18 protein-coding genes are annotated in these 17,763 nt (G+C 67.3%); 7 read left to right on the top strand and 11 right to left on the bottom strand.

Features of this window, described 5'->3' with window-relative positions:
- Positions 1–33 precede the first annotated feature (33 nt).
- From G8O29_RS03120 to G8O29_RS03110, 3 genes are all read right to left on the bottom strand, one after another.
- Positions 34–1,539 (bottom strand): formate dehydrogenase beta subunit, encoded by a 1,506-nt coding sequence (locus tag G8O29_RS03120; protein WP_166401764.1) that lies wholly within the window; start codon positions 1,537–1,539, stop codon positions 34–36.
- Complete coding sequence (locus G8O29_RS03115) at positions 1,536–1,994, bottom strand: formate dehydrogenase subunit gamma (RefSeq protein ID WP_166401763.1); 459 nt, start codon at positions 1,992–1,994, stop codon at positions 1,536–1,538. Before G8O29_RS03115 ends, G8O29_RS03120 begins: the two co-directional genes overlap by 4 nt.
- A gap of 89 nt (positions 1,995–2,083) precedes the next feature.
- On the bottom strand, positions 2,084–2,965 hold the full coding sequence (locus G8O29_RS03110; protein WP_166401762.1) for a LysR family transcriptional regulator: 882 nt from the start codon (positions 2,963–2,965) through the stop codon (positions 2,084–2,086).
- A 60-nt stretch (positions 2,966–3,025) separates the two neighbouring features.
- Here G8O29_RS03110 and G8O29_RS03105 point away from each other — a divergent pair, with 60 nt between their 5' ends.
- The 4 genes from G8O29_RS03105 (at position 3,026) to uvrC (ending at position 6,930) form a co-directional block, all read left to right on the top strand.
- Positions 3,026–3,817, top strand: coding sequence for a S49 family peptidase (locus G8O29_RS03105; protein WP_166401761.1), 792 nt, complete (start codon positions 3,026–3,028; stop codon positions 3,815–3,817).
- Positions 3,818–4,003 (top strand): hypothetical protein, encoded by a 186-nt coding sequence (locus tag G8O29_RS03100; protein ID WP_166401760.1) that lies wholly within the window; start codon positions 3,818–3,820, stop codon positions 4,001–4,003.
- A complete protein-coding gene (locus G8O29_RS03095; RefSeq protein ID WP_242678856.1) occupies positions 4,000–4,773 on the top strand; it encodes an SDR family oxidoreductase in 774 nt (257 codons plus the stop codon). The genes G8O29_RS03100 and G8O29_RS03095 overlap by 4 nt, the downstream gene beginning before the upstream one ends.
- Before the next feature lie 300 nt (positions 4,774–5,073).
- On the top strand, positions 5,074–6,930 hold the full coding sequence (gene uvrC / locus G8O29_RS03090; RefSeq protein ID WP_166401758.1) for an excinuclease ABC subunit UvrC: 1,857 nt from the start codon (positions 5,074–5,076) through the stop codon (positions 6,928–6,930).
- Between the two features lie 297 nt (positions 6,931–7,227).
- Here the strand turns inward: uvrC and G8O29_RS03085 are convergent, their stop codons facing one another.
- The 8 genes from G8O29_RS03085 to tsaD form a co-directional block, all read right to left on the bottom strand.
- The gene (locus G8O29_RS03085; RefSeq protein WP_166401757.1) at positions 7,228–8,229 is read right to left on the bottom strand and encodes a 4-hydroxyproline epimerase; all 1,002 of its coding nucleotides are present in this window, start codon (positions 8,227–8,229) and stop codon (positions 7,228–7,230) included.
- A 30-nt stretch (positions 8,230–8,259) separates the two neighbouring features.
- Positions 8,260–9,492, bottom strand: coding sequence for an NAD(P)/FAD-dependent oxidoreductase (locus tag G8O29_RS03080; protein WP_166401756.1), 1,233 nt, complete (start codon positions 9,490–9,492; stop codon positions 8,260–8,262).
- Position 9,493: 1 nt separating this feature from the next.
- A complete protein-coding gene (locus G8O29_RS03075; RefSeq protein ID WP_166402080.1) occupies positions 9,494–10,453 on the bottom strand; it encodes a dihydrodipicolinate synthase family protein in 960 nt (319 codons plus the stop codon).
- 82 nt (positions 10,454–10,535) lie between these two features.
- Entirely contained in the window at positions 10,536–11,237 is a 702-nt protein-coding gene (locus tag G8O29_RS03070; protein WP_166401755.1) for a GntR family transcriptional regulator, read from the bottom strand.
- A 201-nt stretch (positions 11,238–11,438) separates the two neighbouring features.
- Positions 11,439–11,882 carry an EVE domain-containing protein gene (locus tag G8O29_RS03065; RefSeq protein WP_166402079.1) on the bottom strand — a complete coding sequence of 148 codons (444 nt, stop codon included), beginning with the start codon at positions 11,880–11,882 and terminating at the stop codon, positions 11,439–11,441.
- A complete protein-coding gene (locus tag G8O29_RS03060; RefSeq protein ID WP_166402078.1) occupies positions 11,879–12,151 on the bottom strand; it encodes a YciI family protein in 273 nt (90 codons plus the stop codon). The genes G8O29_RS03065 and G8O29_RS03060 overlap by 4 nt, the downstream gene beginning before the upstream one ends.
- A 2-nt stretch (positions 12,152–12,153) precedes the next feature.
- On the bottom strand, positions 12,154–13,110 hold the full coding sequence (locus G8O29_RS03055; protein ID WP_166401754.1) for an NAD(P)H-dependent glycerol-3-phosphate dehydrogenase: 957 nt from the start codon (positions 13,108–13,110) through the stop codon (positions 12,154–12,156).
- Positions 13,107–14,198, bottom strand: a complete 1,092-nt coding sequence (tsaD, locus tag G8O29_RS03050; RefSeq protein WP_166402077.1) for a tRNA (adenosine(37)-N6)-threonylcarbamoyltransferase complex transferase subunit TsaD — start codon at positions 14,196–14,198, stop codon at positions 13,107–13,109. Before tsaD ends, G8O29_RS03055 begins: the two co-directional genes overlap by 4 nt.
- Before the next feature lie 39 nt (positions 14,199–14,237).
- Here tsaD and G8O29_RS03045 point away from each other — a divergent pair, with 39 nt between their 5' ends.
- From G8O29_RS03045 to G8O29_RS03035, 3 genes are all read left to right on the top strand, one after another.
- Entirely contained in the window at positions 14,238–15,008 is a 771-nt protein-coding gene (locus tag G8O29_RS03045; RefSeq protein WP_207623639.1) for a uroporphyrinogen-III synthase, read from the top strand.
- Between the two features lie 64 nt (positions 15,009–15,072).
- Positions 15,073–16,242 carry a COG4223 family protein gene (locus tag G8O29_RS03040; RefSeq protein WP_166401752.1) on the top strand — a complete coding sequence of 390 codons (1,170 nt, stop codon included), beginning with the start codon at positions 15,073–15,075 and terminating at the stop codon, positions 16,240–16,242.
- On the top strand, positions 16,242–17,693 hold the full coding sequence (locus tag G8O29_RS03035) for a heme biosynthesis protein HemY (protein WP_166401751.1): 1,452 nt from the start codon (positions 16,242–16,244) through the stop codon (positions 17,691–17,693). Before G8O29_RS03040 ends, G8O29_RS03035 begins: the two co-directional genes overlap by 1 nt.
- Positions 17,694–17,763 lie beyond the last annotated feature (70 nt).

Genomic DNA, 17,763 nt, shown 5'->3' with positions numbered 1-17,763 from the left:
TCTTGGCAAAATTCTTCGAAGAATTTTGCAGCCTCATTCTGCGGCCTCCCGCTGCCGGGCGAAGTCATCGGGGAAATGCGTCAGCGCGCTCAGCACCGGATAGGGCGTGAAGCCCCCAAGCGCGCAGAGCGAGCCGAATTTCATCGTGTTGCACAGGTCGGTCAGGATCGGCAGCGCGCTGGCATCGCCCCGGGCCAGCCGGTCAATGGTCTCCACCCCCCGGGTCGAGCCGATCCGGCAGGGCGTGCATTTCCCGCAGGACTCGATCGCGCAGAACTCCATCGCAAAGCGCGCCATCTGCAACATGTCAACCGTGTCGTCGGCGACGGTCAGGCCGGCATGGCCGATCAGCCCGTCCTTCGCGCCGAACTCCTCATACCCGAAGGGCGTGTCGAACAGCGCGGGCGGGAACCAGGCGCCCAGGGGCCCGCCCACCTGTACCGCCTTCACCGGCCGGCCACTGGCCGTGCCGCCGCCGATCCCGTTGACGATCTCGCCCAGGGTCAGCCCGAAGGCCACCTCATACAACCCGCCGTATTTCACGTTCCCGGCAATCTGCAACGGGATCGTCCCGCGCGACCGGCCCAGCCCGAAGTCCTTGTAGAAGGCCGCGCCCTTCGCCAGGATCACCGGCACAGACGCCAAGGAAATCACGTTGTTCACCACGGTAGGCCGCCCCAGGAACCCCTGTAGCGCCGGCAGCGGCGGCTTGGCGCGGACCACCCCGCGCTTGCCCTCAAGGCTGTTCAGGAGGCTGGTCTCCTCGCCGCAGACATAGGCCCCTGCACCGACGCGGATTTCCATGTCGAAGGCCGCGCCCAGCACCCCGGCCTCGCGCGCGATCCGAACGGCCGCCTCCATCACCCGGATCGCCACCGGATATTCAGAACGTATATACACATAGCCCTTGGTAGCCCCGCAGGCGAGGCCCGCAATCGCCATGCCCTCTATCAGGCAGAAAGGATCGCCCTCCATCAGCATCCGGTCGGCGAAGGTGGCGCTGTCGCCCTCATCCGCGTTGCAGACGATGTATTTCTGGTCGCCCGCAGCTTCCGAGACGGTCTTCCACTTGATCCCGGTCGGGAACCCGGCCCCACCGCGACCGCGCAAGCCGGACTCCGTCACCTCGGCGACAATCTCGGCCCTGGTCATCCCCCGGGCGCGGTCCAGCCCCACCAGCCCGCCATGCGCGCGGTAGTCGTCCAGCGACAGCGGGTCGATCACGCCCACCCGGGCAAAGGTCAACCGCGTCTGGCCCTTCATCCAGGGATGCGCCTCGACCGGGCCGATGGCCTTCGGGTGCGACGCCAGATCGCTGAACAGCCCCGGCACATCGGCCAGAGTCATCGGGCCGAAGCCGTGGCGGACACCATCCACCTCCACCTCGACCAGCGGCTCCAGCCAGACCATCCCGCGCGAGCCATTGCGGACCACCTGCACCGTCACCCCGCGCGCCGCGCCCTGGGCCACAATCGCCTCGGCGATCCGGTCAGCCCCCAGCGCAACCGCCGCCGAATCCAGAGGAACGAAGACCTTCATTTCGCCACCTCCGCGCAGACGCTTTCATCCACCCGGCCCACCAGCCGCCCATCCACCATCGCCGCCGGCCCGCAGGCGCAGAGGCCCAGGCAGAACACCGGCTCCAGCGTTACGCGGCCGTCCGACGTCGTCTCGTGCCAGCCGATCCCCAACGCCCGCTTGATCCGGTCCGCCACGGCATCCGCGCCCATGGTCTGGCAGGCCTCGGCCCGGCACAGCTTCAGCACATGCCGTCCCGCAGGTTTCGACCGGAAATCGTGGTAGAAACTGACCACCCCATGCACTTCCGCCTTCGACAGCATCAGCGCCTTGGCGATCTGCGGCACCGCAGCCTCGGGGATGTAGCCGAACGCCTCCTGCACCGCATGGAGGATCGGCAGCAGCGGCCCCTCCAGCCCCTGATGGGCCTCAAGGATCTCGGCGATCCGGTCGGAATGGTCTTGGGAATCGAGCATGCGGGCAGACCTCTGGCTGGCATCCCAAGGTATACGCCCGGCTTGATACGATTTTCAATGTAGATATACCGTCAAACGATAGACGGAAACTATCGAAATAGCCGCGCCGCCTCGTCCACCAGCGCCTGCAAGACCGGAGTCTGCGGGTCCCGCCGCGCCGCGATCAGGCCCACGGTATGCTCGGCCTCCGGCTCGACGATGGGGATCGACACCAGCCGCCCATCCGCCACGAACATGTCGGCCAGCTTCTTCGGCACCACGCTCGCCCAGCGCCCGGTCAGCACATGGGCGACCAGCGCCATGGTGGAGTTCGACTCGATCATCGGCTGGGCCACCACCCCCGCCTCGCCCAGATGCTGGTTCACGATCCGCCGGTTCTGCATGTCAGAGGTCAGAAGGCACAGGGGAACAGCCGAGAGATCCGCCCAACTCACCTGCCGCCGCGAGGCCATGTCCGATCCGGGGGCGATCAGCAGCCGGTAGAACTCGGTGTAAAGCGGCACCTGAGACACCCGGCCCAGCGGCTCGTTGTCCAGATAGGTGATGCCCGCCTCCAGGTCCAAGGCCTCGATGCCCGTCAGGATCTCGATGCTCGTCCGCGACAGGATGGACACCCGCACATTCGGGTGCTTCTGCGTGAAAGGCCCCGTCAGATCGGCCACCATCGGCAGGGCCGTCGGGATCACCCCGATCCGCAGGTTGCCCGACAGGCCCGACCGCACCACCCGCATCTCGTCCTTCAACGCCCGCACGTCACCCACGATGCCCAGCGCCCGGTCCAGCACCCGCTGGCCTTCCGGCGTCAGGCCCTGGAAGCGGCTGCCCCGGAACACCAGCTGCACGCCCAGTTGATCCTCCAGCTGCCGGATCGCGCTGGACAGCGAGGGCTGCGTCACCCCGCAGACCTCCGCCGCGCGGCCGAAGTGCCGTTCCTTTGCCAGCGCGATGAACATTTCCAGCTTGTCGATCATTCCCGAACCCTGCCGCGCGCCGCCCTTGCCCGCAAGCCCTGCACGGCTTACCTGTGGCCCATGCGCCGCTTCATCCCCTTCCTGCCGAAACCCGCCATCGTCCCGGTGATCCGCCTTGGCGGCACCATCGGCACCGGCACCCGGTCCCTCAACGACGAGGCGCTGGCGCCCCTGATCGACAAGGCCTTCAAGCTGAAACCCGCCGCCGTGGCGCTTCAGGTCAACTCGCCCGGAGGATCGGCGGTGCAGTCCAGCCTGATCGCCGCCCGCATCCGCAGGCTGGCGGATGAGAAGAAGATCCCCGTCCACGCTTTTGTCGAGGATGTCGCGGCCTCGGGCGGCTACTGGCTGGCCTGCGCGGCAGATGACATCTGGGTGGATCACAGCAGCATCGTCGGCTCGATCGGCGTGATCTTCGCCAGCTTCGGCTTTCCCGAACTGATGGCCCGCCAGGGGGTCGAGCGGCGCGTGGTCACGGCGGGCAAGTCCAAAAGCTTCGCCGACCCCTTCCTGCCGCAGAAACCCGAGGATGTGGAACGGCTCAAGGCCCTGCAAACCCCGATCCATCAGGCTTTCATCGATCATGTGAAACGCTCGCGCGGGGCGCGGCTGGATCAGACGGCGGACCTCTTCAACGCCGACATCTGGGTCGGGCAGCAGTCGGTGGACCTTGGCCTTGCCGATGGCATCGCCCACATGGTGCCCAAACTGAAGGAGCTGTATGGCGACAAGGTCAAGCCGGTCCCCTTCGGCCGCAAGCGCAGCCTGTTCCAGCGTCTCGGCCTGTCGCTGGTGGACGAAACGCTCGGCGCGATCGAGGACAGGGCGCTCTGGGCGCGCTACGGCCTCTAGATGCTGTTCAAGATCATCCTCGTCTTCCTGCTGGCCATGGTCCTGATCGCCCTGATCGGCCGTGCCCTGTTCCCCGGCGCCCTGCCCCGCGTGATGCAGAAACGCCAGAAAGCCGCTCGCTGCCGCAAATGCGGGCGCTACCTCATCGGCACGACGACATGCGACTGCGGGGACAAGCGGAAATGACGGCACTGGTGACGGGGGCGGGCAAGCGGCTGGGCCGCGCGATGGCACTTTACCTCGCGGGGCGCGGCCATGACGTGGCGGTCCACTATTCGGCCTCGGCAGAGGAAGCTGAGGCAGTCGCCGAGGAAATCCGCGCCACGGGCCGCAAGGCGCAGACCTTCCGGGCCGACCTGCTTGTCGAAGCCGAGACACAGGCGCTGATCCCTGCCGTCACGGCGGCCCTCGGGCCGCTGACCGTTCTGGTCAACAACGCCTCGATCTTCGAATACGACCGCATCGACACCGCGACCCGCGAAAGCTGGGACCGGCACATCGAATCGAATCTCCGCGCGCCCTATGTCCTGACGCAGGGCTTCGCCCGCCAGTGCCCCCAGGCCACCACCGACGAAAACGCGGAACCCCTCGCCCGGGGCCTGATCGTCAACATGATCGACCAGCGCATCCTGAAACCGACGCCCGAGTTCAGCACCTACACCATCGCCAAGATGGGCCTCTGGGCGCTGACCCGCACCGCCGCCCAGGGCCTTGCGCCCCATATCCGCGTCAACGCAATCGGCCCCGGCCCCACGCTTCAGGGCGCGCGCCAGTCGGCCGAACACTTCACCCGCCAGCGCGCCGCCACCATCCTGCGCCGCGGCGCGAACCCCTCCGACATCACGGCCGCGCTGGGATTCTTCCTCGACAGCCCCGCCGTGACCGGCCAGTTCATCGCAGTCGATGGCGGCCAGCATCTGGGCTGGCAGACCCCTGACGTGCTGGGCGTGGAATAGCCTCGCCGGCTACCCCGACGGCAAGTTGTCCACTTCTCACGTCCCTGTCACAGCTTCGTCATAATTCGCTTGGGATTTCAGGGATTTGCCAAGAGGACAAATTTCTTTCTTTTGATATCAATGACTTGCAATTGTGCCTAAAAATTAGGCAACCTCACGAACCGGGCCGAAAACAACGGAAAATTGACATTCGCGAAAACTTCTCCGCAGAGTTATCCCCAGATTCCGTGGACAGCTTTGCTCTTGCCTCGCCCTTCGGTTGGTGGCAGCCCGAACCCGAGAATCGACAGACTGTAAACCATGGACGACAAACCGCGCAGCGGACATGAGGTGATCCAGGATTACCTCCGCACTCTCGACGGCTCGCCCGGCGTCTACCGGATGCTGAACGCCGCCTCCGAGGTGCTCTATGTCGGCAAGGCGCGCAATCTGAAGGCGCGGGTGGCGAACTACGCCCGGCCCACGGGCCATTCGGCGCGGATCGCCCGTATGATCCAGGAAACCGCCTCGATGATGTTCCTGACCACGCGGACGGAACTCGAAGCGCTGCTTCTGGAACAGAACCTCATCAAGCAGCTGAAGCCGCGCTACAACGTGCTGCTGCGCGACGACAAGTCCTTCCCGAACATCCTGATCTCCTCCGAACATCCCTTTCCGCAGATCAAGAAGCACCGCGGCAAGAAGTCGGAGAAGGGCGCCTACTTCGGCCCCTTCGCCAGCGCGGGCGCCGTCAACCGGACCCTGAACCAGTTGCAGAAGGTGTTCCTCCTCCGCAACTGCTCGGATTCCATGTTCGAATCCCGCACCCGCCCCTGTCTGCAATACCAGATCAAGCGGTGCAGCGCGCCCTGCGTCGGCAAGATCAGCGCCGAGGGCTATGCGGGGCTGGTCGAGGACGCCAAGCGCTTCCTCGAAGGCAAGACGACCAGCGTGCAGGCCGATCTCGCCCGCGACATGGCCGCTGCGTCGGAGGCGATGGAATTCGAACGCGCCGCCGCCCTGCGCGACCGGATCAAGGCGCTGACCCAGGTGCAGCAAAGCCAGGTCATCAACCCGCAGGGCGTCTCGGAAGCCGATGTCGTGGCCCTTCACCTCGAACACGGCCAGGCCTGCGTGCAGGTCTTCTTCATCCGCGCCAACCAGTCCTGGGGCAACCGCGACTTCTACCCGAAAACCGGGGCCGGGGCCGAGGCGCCCGAGATCATGGAGGCCTTCCTCACCCAGTTCTACGACGACAAGGACCCGCCGCGCCTGATCCTCCTCTCCCACACGCTCGACAACCCCGACCTCGTGGCCGAGGCTCTGACCGCCCGCGCCGGGCGCAAGGTGGAACTCGCCGTCCCCCAGCGCGGCGAAAAGGCGGAACTGGTGGAAAATGCGGTCAGGAACGCCCGCGAAAGCCTCGCCCGCCGGATGGCCGAGTCCACCACCCAGAACAAGCTCCTCCAGGGTCTCGCCGAGGCCTTCGACCTCGACGCCCCGCCGCGCCGGATCGAGGTTTACGACAACTCCCACATTCAGGGCACCAATGCCGTGGGCGGCATGATCGTCGCGGGGCCCGAGGGCTTTCTGAAATCGCAGTACCGCAAGTTCAACATCAGGTCCGAGGCCGGGGCGAACTCGGACGATTTCGGCATGATGAAGGAAGTCCTGACCCGCCGCTTCGAGCGTCTGTTGAAGGAAGACCCCGACCGCAAGACCGAGATGTGGCCCGACCTCCTGCTGATCGACGGCGGCGCGGGGCAGGTGTCAGCCGTGGCCGAGATCATGGCCGAGCTTGGCGTCGAGGACATCCCCGTGGTCGGCGTCGCCAAGGGCATCGACCGCGACGCCGGGAAGGAAGAGTTCCACCGCCCCGGCGAACGCCCCTTCGCCCTGCAACGGAACGACCCCGTCCTCTACTTCATCCAGCGCCTGCGGGACGAGGCGCACCGCTGGGCCATCGGCGCCCACCGCGCCAAGCGGGCGAAGGCGGTCAGCCTGACCCCCCTCGACGACATCCCCGGCATCGGAGCCGCCCGCAAACGCGCCCTCCTGCAACACTTCGGGTCCGCCAAAGCCGTGGCGCGGGCGGGGGTGGAAGACCTGCAAGCCGTGGACGGGATTTCGCAGGCCATGGCCAGGACCATCGCGGATTACTTCTCGGCAAAGGGTTAGGGGACCGCCCCTTCGCCCTTTCCCTGCCGCCAGTATCGCGCCGGCGGCCTTCGACGCGTCTGCCGGGCGCGACCCCACCCGCAGCGGCCGACCGACTTGCCAGGCGCCGCCCCTCCCCCTCCGTGGGGAGGGGATGGGGGTGGGGGGCATTCGCCCGAACCCGATTCGCGACAGGTGGTTAACGCGACAGAGGCCATCCGCGCGTCTGGACGGAAGCCAGACGCCTGCCAGACAGATGCCAGACGCCGTATCTACAGCCAACCCCTTGATCTAACGCTGCGAACGCCGGAACGGCCGCTATTTCACCACGAATCCGTGCGCAAACGGATCGCGGTCGTCGATGAAGATCGTGTTGATCCCCGTCTGCCGCGCCCACCCGGCGATGGAGGGCACGATCGCTTCCCGTCCCGCCACCGTCACCGCCGCCTCGACCCGCCCCTTGAAGATCGACCCGATGATGCTCTCATGGTGGAACTCGTCCCCCACGCGCAACTTCCCCTTCGCCGCCAGTTGCGCCATCCGGGCCGAGGTTCCCGTCCCGCAGGGGCTGCGATCAATCGCTTTTTCCCCATAGAACACGGCGTTACGGGCATGCGCCCCCGGCACCGTGGGCTTGCCCGTCCACAGGATATGGCTCAGCCCCCGGATCGCCGGATGCTCGGGATGCACGAACTCATACTTCGCATTCAGCGCCGCCCGCAGCTTCGGCGACCACCCCAGCAGCTCCCCCGCCGTATGGTCGGCCAGATCGCGGAAGCACTTCTGCGGCTCGACAATCGCGTAGAAGTTCCCGCCATAGGCCACGTCTACCACGACCTCGCCCAGACCCTCAACCTCCGCCGTAAGCCCCTCAGAATAAAGGAATCCCGGCACATTGGTCAGTCGCACTTCCTCGACGAACCGCCCGTCCTGTATATACGCAACCTCCACCTTCCCCGCCGGAGCATCCACCGCCAACTGCCCCGGTTCGCGCGGCGTAATCAACCCGTTCTCGATGCCCATCGTCACCGTCCCGATCAACCCGTGCCCGCACATCGGCAGACAGCCGGAGGTCTCGATGAACAGCACCCCAACGTCGCAATCGGGCCGCGTCGGCGGATAGAGGATCGACCCCGACATCATGTCATGCCCCCGCGGCTCGAACATCAGTCCGGTCCGTATCCAGTCGTAATCCCTCAGAAAATGCGCCCGGCGCTCCAGCATCGTCGCACCTGCCAACCGGGGCCCACCACCGGAAACCAGCCGCACCGGATTGCCGCAGGTATGCCCGTCGAGGCAGGAGAACGTATATACGGCCATGTCAGAACCTCCGCGGGCGTAGGCCCGCATCTAGAAGCGTTGCGGCGAGAACGGGGTCAGGTTGATCGCGGGCGCCGCATCGGTCAACAGGTCCGCCGCCAGCCGCGCGGTCCCGGCGCTTTGGGTCAGGCCCAGGTGGCCGTGACCGAAGGCATGGACAATGTGCGGCGAAGCCTTGGACCGGCCGATGGCCGGCAGGCTGTCCGGCAGCGAGGGGCGGAAGCCCATCCACGGCCTTCCGCCTTCGGTGTTCAGCGCAGGAAGAAAAGCCTTTGCCTTCCGCAGCATGGCCTCGGACCGCCTATAGTTCGGCGGCAGCGACAATCCACCCAGTTCCACCGCCCCGCCGACCCGGATGCCCGTCGAAAGGCGCGAGATGACAAAACCATGGCCGCCGAAGGTGATCTGGCAGCGCAGGTCCAGCGCGTCGAGGGGCAGCGTGGTGTTGTAGCCGCGTTCGGTCTCCAGCGGGATGCGCTCGCCCAAGGTGGCGGCAATGCGGTGCGAAAAGGCCCCGGCGGCCAGGACGACCCTGTCGGCCGTCAGCGTCCCGACCTTCGTTCGTATATACACGCGGCCGTCCCGAGGGCTGAGGCCGGTGACTTCGGCGGTGTCGATACGGCCGCCCGCAGCGCGGAAGCGGTCGGCGAGGGCCTGTACATACAGCAAGGGGTCGGCGATGGACCACCAGCCGGGAGTGAAGGTGCCACGGATGAACCGGGAGGAGAGACCGGGTTGCAGCGCGGCCATCTCCTCCGGCCCCATGTGGCGGAAATCGATTCCGTGGGCGGTTCGCGCCTCCCAGCCGGGAAGAGAGGCGCGGAATTCGGCTTCGGTCTCATAGACCTGAAGGTTTCCGTCCTTTCTCAGCATTCCCAGGGTGCCGGTTGCCGCCAGAAACGGTTCCAGCTCCGCCCGGGACAGGTCCATCAGCGCGGTCTGCGCGGCGGTGGAGGCGGCGACGGCGCGGGGGGAGCAAGCGCGCCAGAATCGGTAGAGCCATGGCGTGATCTGCACGGCATAGGCCGGCGGGATGGTCAGCGGGCCAAGCGGATCCAGCAACCATTTCGGGGCCTTGCGCAGGAGTCCGGGTGAAGCCAGAGGCAGGATGTCCGTGAAGGCAAAGGCCCCCGCGTTCCCGGCCGAGGCGCCCGCAGCGGGGCCTTCGCGGTCAACCACAGTGACCGAAAGCCCCCGCGCCTGTGCCATCAGCGCGGCGGAGAGGCCGATCACCCCGGCCCCGATGACGATGACTTCGGTCATGTCAGGCGGCGTATTTGCGCGCCTCCGGCTGCCTGGCCCAATCGGCATACCAGGCGTCGAACATCTTCAGTTGCGCCTCGATGAAGCCCTTCTGGCTGGCCGTCAGCTCGTCGCCTTCGTTGAAGTGGTGTAGATACGCGGTCTCGCCGCGCAGGACCATCATGTGCTTGAAGAACAGCACCAGGTCCGGCCCGGCATCGACTTCCGACAGAACCTGCATCGCCTGGTCCAGCTCCCAGGCCAGCCGCCGCGCCACGGCATCCCCTTTCCGGGCGGCCTTGCACAGCGCGACCAGATGCAGCACCTCGCGCGGGAGCACGTTGCCGATCCCGGTGATCGCACCATCGGCGTTGCAGTTGACGTAGCCGTGGTAGACGGCTGTATCGACACCGATCATCAGCCTGAGGTCCGGCGACGCCCCGGTGATCGCATTGGCCGCATAGGACAGGTCGGCATAGCCGCCGAATTCCTTGAAGCCGACCAGGTTCGGATGCTCGGCCCGGAGCTGGAAGAACAGGTCGGCCTTGGTGGAATAGCCATAATAGGGGCTGTTGTAGATCACGGCGGGAAGGTCGGGCGCAGCCGAAAGCACGGTCTTGAAGTGCAACCGTTGCGCCGCGACGACCGTGCCCCGCGACAGCAGGCGCGGAATCACCATCAGGCCATGCGCCCCGACTTTCCGGGCATGGGCCGCAATGGCCGCGGAAGTGGCCGTATTTACAGCACCTGTCCCGACGACCACCCTGATCCCCGCCCTCACCAGACGTTCGACACCTTCCATCCGCTGCTCGGTCGTCAGAAGCGGCCAGTCGCCCATCGAGCCGCAGTAGACCACCGCCGACATGCCCAGACCGATCAGCTCTTTCGCCTTGGCAACGAGGACATCGAAGTCGGGCGTGCGGTCTGCCTTGCAAGGCGTCATCAGGGCCGGGATCGTGCCCGAGAAGATGTCCGAATTCATGCGCCGCTCCTCGTAGCCAAGTGCGAATCCCGTCGTCACCTGCCGAACGATATCTGTTGTATTTTGTTTGTCGACAAGAATCTCACAACGCGACGTCCCGCCGGTGATCGCGCGCGATCATGGTCTGGATCTGCTGCACGATCCCGTCTGCATGTTCCCTGGCCAGCCGGTCGCAGGTCTCGATATCCCGTTCCGCGATGGCGGCGATGATGGCTTCGTGCTCTTGTATATACGGATGCGGCAGCCGCGGCTCGAACGTGGGGTAGTAATACAGCCCCAGGATGCGCCGCCCCTCGTCCAGAAGCCGCGCGAAGAGTTGCAGGTAATAGGGATTGCGTCCCGCTTCGGCGATGGCGATGTGAAAGTCGCGGTTGCGATGGATCATTCCGGCGGTATCCCCGGACAACACGGCGCGCGAGTAGTCCAGCTGACGGTCCCGGATGGTGGCAAGTTCGGCCTGGTCATGAAACTCGGCCGCAAGCCGGGTGGTCATGCGATACATCAGGGTCAGCGCGTCGAAATAATGGTGCAGGTTCGGGAAATCGATCTGCGCCACGATGGTCGAGCGATTGGGCAACAGCGTGACCAGACCGTCGGCCGCCAGCCGCACCAGCGCCTCGCGCACCGGCGTGCGGGACATGGACAGCCTCTCGGCCAGACCGATCTCGTCCACGGGCTCGCCCGGAAGCAGGACCAGATCAAGGATCTCCTCGCGCAAGGTCTCATAGACGAAACGGGCGCCGGTCCCGCGCTTGCGCTCGTGCAGGTCTTCGCTGATCTTCATCTGGTCACCCGATCAAGCAACGAATACAGCACCGGCCCGGCAGAGCAAGGAAATCGTCCGGACACGGGAACGCTGACAGCCATCGACCCGACAGGACCTTGATCAGCCGGGATCCCCGGGTTCCTGCACCAGATGAAACCTCTGACCAAGGTCGGCCGGCATGCAGTCTAGCAGAGTTCCGCCTGCGGGTAATCCGATATCCTATCCGTCCGGTCCTGCCGCACCCCAGGGTTCCACGCCGCCAAGCCGGCAGATGATCTGCCATTCCTCGGGGCGGACCGGCTGCACCGACAGGCGCGTGTTGTTGACCAGCACCATGTTCTCAAGGCCGGGCGTGACCTTGCATTCGTCAAGACTGATCGGCCGGGTCAAGGGTTTCACCGCCCTGATCCAGACGCAGTCCCAGCGCGGATCATCCGTCGTGCTGTCCGGCGCGCTTTCCCGGCAGACTTCGACGATACCGACGATCTCTTTCCCGATGTTGGAATGGTAGAAGAAACCGCGGTCCCCCAGCTTCATCGCCCGCATGTTGTTGCGGGCCTGATAGTTGCGCACGCCGTGCCATTCCTCGCCGGCCTCGCCCCTCGCGACCTGGTGGTCCCAGCCCCAGACATCGGGTTCGGACTTGAACAGCCAGTAGTTCATCCGATCACCCGCTTCCATTCCTGCACCATCACCGACTGGAACAGCCCGGCCTTCGCATAGGGGTCGCCGGCGGCCCAGGAGTCGGCTTCGGCCTTCGAGCCGACCGACAGGATCACCAGGCTGCCGCACATCTGTCCCGCCGCGTCGATGAAGGGGCCGGCCTGCTCGACCACGCCGGTCGCCTGTATATAGTCCAGATGCGCCTGCCGGTTCTCGGTGCGGGTCTGAAGGGCATTAGGCTTGTCGATACAGATCACGGCATAGCGCATGGTCATTCCTGTTTCAGCGGTCGGCTCATCAGCCGGGCGATGGCATCATTCAGCGCGATCCGACCCGAGGCAAGGGCGTCCACCATCGCCGTGACCGGCATGTCGATGCCCAGACCGGCGGCCAGCCGCAGGACGGCACGGGCGGTGGCAATGCCTTCGACCGTGACGGACGGGTCGAACACGGTTCCCTGGCCGAGGGCGGCGCCATAGCGGAAGTTGCGCGATTGCGCCGAGGTGCAGGTCAGGACCAGGTCTCCCAGGCCGGACAGGCCCGCCAGCGTCTCGGGCCGCGCGCCCAGCGCCATGGCCAGCCGCAGCATTTCGGCATAGCCGCGGGTCAGCAACGCGGCCCGGGCACTTTCGCCCAGGCCCGCGCCGATCACCACCCCGGCCGCGATGGCGACGACATTCTTCAGCGCCCCGCCCAGTTCGGCCCCGATGATGTCGTCGGTCCGATACAGACGCAGGGTCTGGGTCGAGAGCAGATCCTGCAACGCCGCGCCCCGCTCGGTCGCGGCCAGGGTCAGGGCCGTCGGCAGGCCCCGGGCGATGTCGGCCGCAAAGCCTGGCCCGGTCAGGATGGCCGCCACCGCCTCTGGCCGGCGATCCCGGATCAGGGCCACCGGGCCGCGGAGGCTGGTCAGGTCCACCCCCTTGCAGCAGGCCACCAGCGGACAGGACCCGTCGATCCCGGTATGTCCGTCCAGAAGCGCAGCCAGGGCCTGCATCGGGACGCAGAGCAGCAGCGCCTCGGCAGGCACAACTTCGGCGATCTCGGCGTGAACCGAGACCGTCTCCGGCAGATCCACATCCGGCAGCGCCACCGCGTTGCGCCGTGTCGCCTGCATCGCCCTGACCTGATCCGCGTCTCGCGCCCAAAGCCGGACCGCCCGGCCCGACCGGCCCAGCGCAACGGCAAGAGCCGTCCCGAATGCGCCCGCCCCCAGGATGCCGATCATGCCTTGGCCCCCTTCCGGCCCGATCCGAGCAGCGCAGGCGCCGCCTGATCCAGCGGCCAGCGTGGCCGGGCAGGGAAATCGGCGGGTGTGGCCAGACCCAGGCGCAACCGCTCGATCCCGGCCCAGGCGATCATCGCCGCATTGTCGGTGCACAGCCGCAAGGGTGGCGCGACGAAGGGCAGACCGAAGCGGGCGCAGACCGTTTCCAACCTGGCCCGAATCGCCCGGTTCGCCGCGACGCCCCCGGCGACGGCAAGCGCCGTCGGGCGCTGATCTGCGACCGCTGCAAGGGCCCGCGCTGTCTTGGTTGCCAGGACCTCGGTCACCGCAAGCTGAAATCCGGCGCAAAGGTCGCGGCGGTCCTGCACCGTGATGCCGCCCTTTTCGGCCACCAGCGCGTCGCGCGCCCGCAGCAGCGCCGTCTTCAGCCCGGAAAAGGACATGTCACAGCCCTCTCGGTCCAGAAGCGGCCGGGGAAAGCGGAAACGGTCGGGATCGCCGGATGCGGCCTCGGCCTCGACCGACGGCCCGCCCGGTTGCGGCAGGCCCAGAAGCTTGGCGGTCTTGTCGAAGGCTTCGCCGGGGGCGTCGTCGATCGTCCCGCCCAGCCGCTGAAAGCTGTCGGCGCCCTTCACCAGAAGGAACTGGCAATGCCCGCCCGAGACCAGCAGCATCAGGTAGGGAAAACTGATCCCGTCAGTCAGCCGGGGCGTCAGTGCATGTCCCGCCAGATGGTTCACCGCCACCAGCGGCAATCCGCGCGCGGCAGTCAGCCCGCGTGCCAGCATGACGCCGGACAGCACCCCGCCGATCAGCCCAGGACCCGCCGTCACGGCAACCGCGTCGATCCCCTCAAGCCCGACCCCGGCCTGTGCCAGGGCCGCCGCGACGACGCCATCCAGCCGCTCCGCATGGGCGCGCGCGGCAATCTCGGGGACCACGCCGCCATAGGCCTCGTGCAGGGCAGTCTGACCCAGGACTTCCGAGGACAGGATCTCTGGCCTGCCGCCTGCGGGGGCGCGCACGACCGCCGCCGCAGTATCGTCGCAGCTGGTCTCGATCCCGAGAAGGGTCAGCGTCCGGTCCATGGCCTGCCGTTGCACCAAAGGTCATCGGCAGGTAACACCATGGGCATGGCGAGACAATCCGATCCGTCCCCGGCCGATCCGTCCCCGGCCGATCCGACCCTGCCGGTGCTTCTCACGCGGCCCCGCGCCCAGGCCGAGGCCTTTGCCGCGCGGCTGCTTTCCCGCCTTGGTGACAGGATTCGCCCCCTGGTCGCACCCTTGATGGCGCCGGAGTTCCTGTCTCCTGCCCTTCCCGATGGCCCTTTTGCCGCGGTCGTCTTCACCTCGGCCCACGGCGTGGAGGGCGCGGTGCGGCTGGGGGTTCCCCTGCCTAAGCTGGCCTGGTGCGTCGGACGCTCGACCGCTGCCGCCGCAGCGGCGGCAGGGTTCCGGCCAAGGTCCGCCGACGGTGATGCCGAAGCCCTGGTGAAGGCGATCCTGGCGGACCCACCCAAGGGCAGGATTCTATACATACACGGCGTAGATACATCAGGAGACGTCGATAAGATATTGAATTCAGAAGGTATCATGACGATATCTTTACAAGTGTATCTACAGAAGGCGCTACCACTTTCGGATGAATCGGCGCGTGTGCTTCAGCAGGGCGGCCCCGTGATCCTGCCGCTGTTCTCGCCCAGAAGCGCGCGCCTGTTCCACGCGGCCATGCCTTCACAGCTGCGGTCCGACCTCAGGATCGCAGCGATCAGCCCCGCCGTTGCGGCGGCTTCGCGTGACATCCCGCACGCTGCCCTGACCATCGCCGCACGTCCCGATGCCGAAGCCATGCTGGATGCGGTCGAAAGCTTGCTTGCCGCACCCCCTCTGCCTTGAACCGGGGGGCCGGCAGTGTGTAGGTTGGGACCAGCGACGTAGAAGGGTTGCAGGGGGCCCACGCATGACCAGACGCAAGGAAACCCCGCCCGAGGCCCCCGTCGAAGCGCCCGCGCCCGTCCCGCAGGATCCCGCCGCGCCCCCCTCCGACACCCCCGAGCCTTTCGTGGCCGAGCCAGCCATCGCCGATTCCCCGTCGGTGGACCCGGCACCGGAACCCGCCGTCCCGCAGCCGCCTGACCCGCCAAAACCCGCGCCGCAGCCGCAGCGGTCCGGGGTTCTTGCTCCACTTCTCGGCGGGGCGCTTGCCGCCATCGGCGGCTTTGCGCTGTCGCATTTCGATCTGCTTGGCCTCGGCGGATCCACGGATCCGGCCGAACTTGCCGCGCTCTCCACCCGGCTGGACGAAACCGAGGCGCGGCTGGTGGCGGCCCTGGACGCGGCCAAGGCCGAGGCTGCGGCCATCGCATCACGCGTCGCGGCACTGGAAACGGCTCCCGAACCTGCCGCACCGGACCTGTCGAGGCTTGACGACCTCGCGCAGCGGCTGGCCGCGCTCGAGACCGCCCCGGCCGATGGCGCCACGGGCGATGCTGCGCTGGCAGCCCGGCTGGCCGATCTGGAACAGCGGCTTTCCAACCTGCCCGCGACCGACGCCTCGCCCGAGATCCGGCAGCAACTGGACGCGGCGCTGGCCCGGCTGGACGCGGCCGAGGCCGAGGCGAAGGCGCGTGCTGCCGAAGCCGAAAGTGCCGCGGAAAGCGCGCGCCGCGCCAAGGCGCTGGACGCCCTGACGGCAGCCGTCGCCACCGGAGGCCCCTTTGCCGCCGAGCTTGAGGCGCTGGCCGATCCGGCGCTGACTGCGGCGCTTGGCCCCTTGGCCGACAGCGGCGTGCCGACGCTGGCCCGCCTTCAGGCCGACTTCCCGGAAGCCGCCCGCGAGGCGCTGCGGATCGCGCGCCAGACCAGCGCCGGGGACAGCTGGTTCGATCGCCTGCTGGGCTTCCTCGCGGCACAGACCGCGGCGCGGCCCCTGACACCGCTGGAAGGCGCGGCGCCCGATGCGGTCCTGTCCCGGGCCGAATTCGCGCTGACCGAAGGCAGGGTCGCCGATGCCCTTGCCGAACTGGCGACGCTCGACCCGGCAGTGCAGGCGCCCTTCGCGGCCTGGATCACGGCGGCAAATGCGCAGGTCGAGGCCGCTACCGCCCTGCGTTCGGCCCGGGGGGAATGATGCTCTGGTCGCTGACAAAGGTCGTTCTCTTCGTTGTCCTCGTTGCCGGATTGGCCCTGGCCGCCGGGCTGCTTTCGGAAAGCGGCGAGACGCTGCGCCTGATCGTGGCGGGCTGGGAATTCACCATCGGCCCGGTGCAGGCCGTCGTCCTGGCTCTTCTGGTCATCCTGGCGGTCTGGCTGCTTTTGAAGGCGCTCGGGCTTCTGGGCGCGACATTCCGCTTCCTGAACGGCGACGAGACGGCCCTTTCGCGCTATTTCGACCGGAACCGCGAGCGGAAGGGCTATCGCGCCCTGTCCGAGGCGATGATGGCGCTGGCCTCGGGCGAGCCCCGCCTGGCGCTGTCGCGGGCGCAGAATGCCGAGCGTCTGCTCGGCAAACCGGAACTGACCACGCTGATCGTTGCTCAGGCCGCCGAGGCCGCCGGCGACCGCAAGCGCGCGACCGAGGCCTACAAGACGCTGCTGTCCGACGAGACGACCCGCTTTGTCGGCCTGCGCGGCCTGTTGCAGCAGAAGCTGGCCGAAGGGGATCGCGAAGTGGCGCTGAAGCTGGCGGAAAAGGCCTTCCAGCTTCGGCCGAAACATGCGGAGACGCAGGACATCCTGTTGCAGCTCCAGGCCGATGCCGGCGACTGGGCGGGGGCGCGGTCCACCCTGGGGGCCAAGCTGAAGTCCGGTGGCCTGCCCAAGGACGTCTATCGCCGCCGCGACGCCGTGCTGGCCTTGCAGCAGGCCCGGACCGTGTTCGACGACGCTGCCAGCATCGAGGCGCGCGAAGCGGCCATCGAGGCGAACAGGCTGTCGCCGGACCTGATCCCCGCCGCGGCGATGGCGGCGCGCGGCTACATTGCCAAGGGCGACCGCAAGAATGCGACACGCGTGCTCAAGAAGGCATGGGAGGTCCTGCCCCACCCCGACCTCGCGGCGGCCTTTGCCGAGATCGTGCCGGACGAGACCCCGCAAGAGCGGCTCAAGCGGTTCCGCACCCTGACCGCCCTGCGCCCGGACCATGACGAGACGCGCATGCTGCTTGCCGAACTTCTGATCGCCGCCGAGGATTTCCCCGCGGCGCGTCGGGCGCTGGAAGATGTCGCGACCCGGGCGCCGACGCAACGTTCCCTGGCGATTCTTGCCGCCATCGCGCGCGGAGAAGGCGCTGACGATACAATCGTGCGCGATCTTGTAGCCAAGGCCATCGCCGCACCGCGCGGTCCGCAATGGGTGTGCGACAAGTGTCATGCCATCCATGACGGCTGGACCCCGGTCTGCGACAATTGCGGCAGCTTCGATACCCTGTCCTGGACGACCCCGCCGGCGAATGCGGCCGCCTCGCCCGCCCTGGCCGAACTGCTGCCGCTGATCGAGAGCCGCCCCGAGCCCGCGCCCGAAGCCGATCTGTCACTGCCGGATCCGCTTCCTCCCGACGAGATCGCACGTCGCGCGAACTAGGGCATGATCCGGCTGCCGCAGGATGGACAGCGCCGCCGGTTCCGTCCGGCGGGCTGATTTCCGCGCTGCC

Origin of the sequence: Rhodobacter calidifons (assembly GCF_011174775.1) — a bacterium.
In the GTDB taxonomy this organism is placed as follows: Bacteria; Pseudomonadota; Alphaproteobacteria; order Rhodobacterales; family Rhodobacteraceae; genus Tabrizicola; species Tabrizicola calidifons.
The sequence above is the reverse complement of the archived record's forward strand: the minus strand, read 5'-3'. Positions and strand labels throughout refer to the sequence as shown.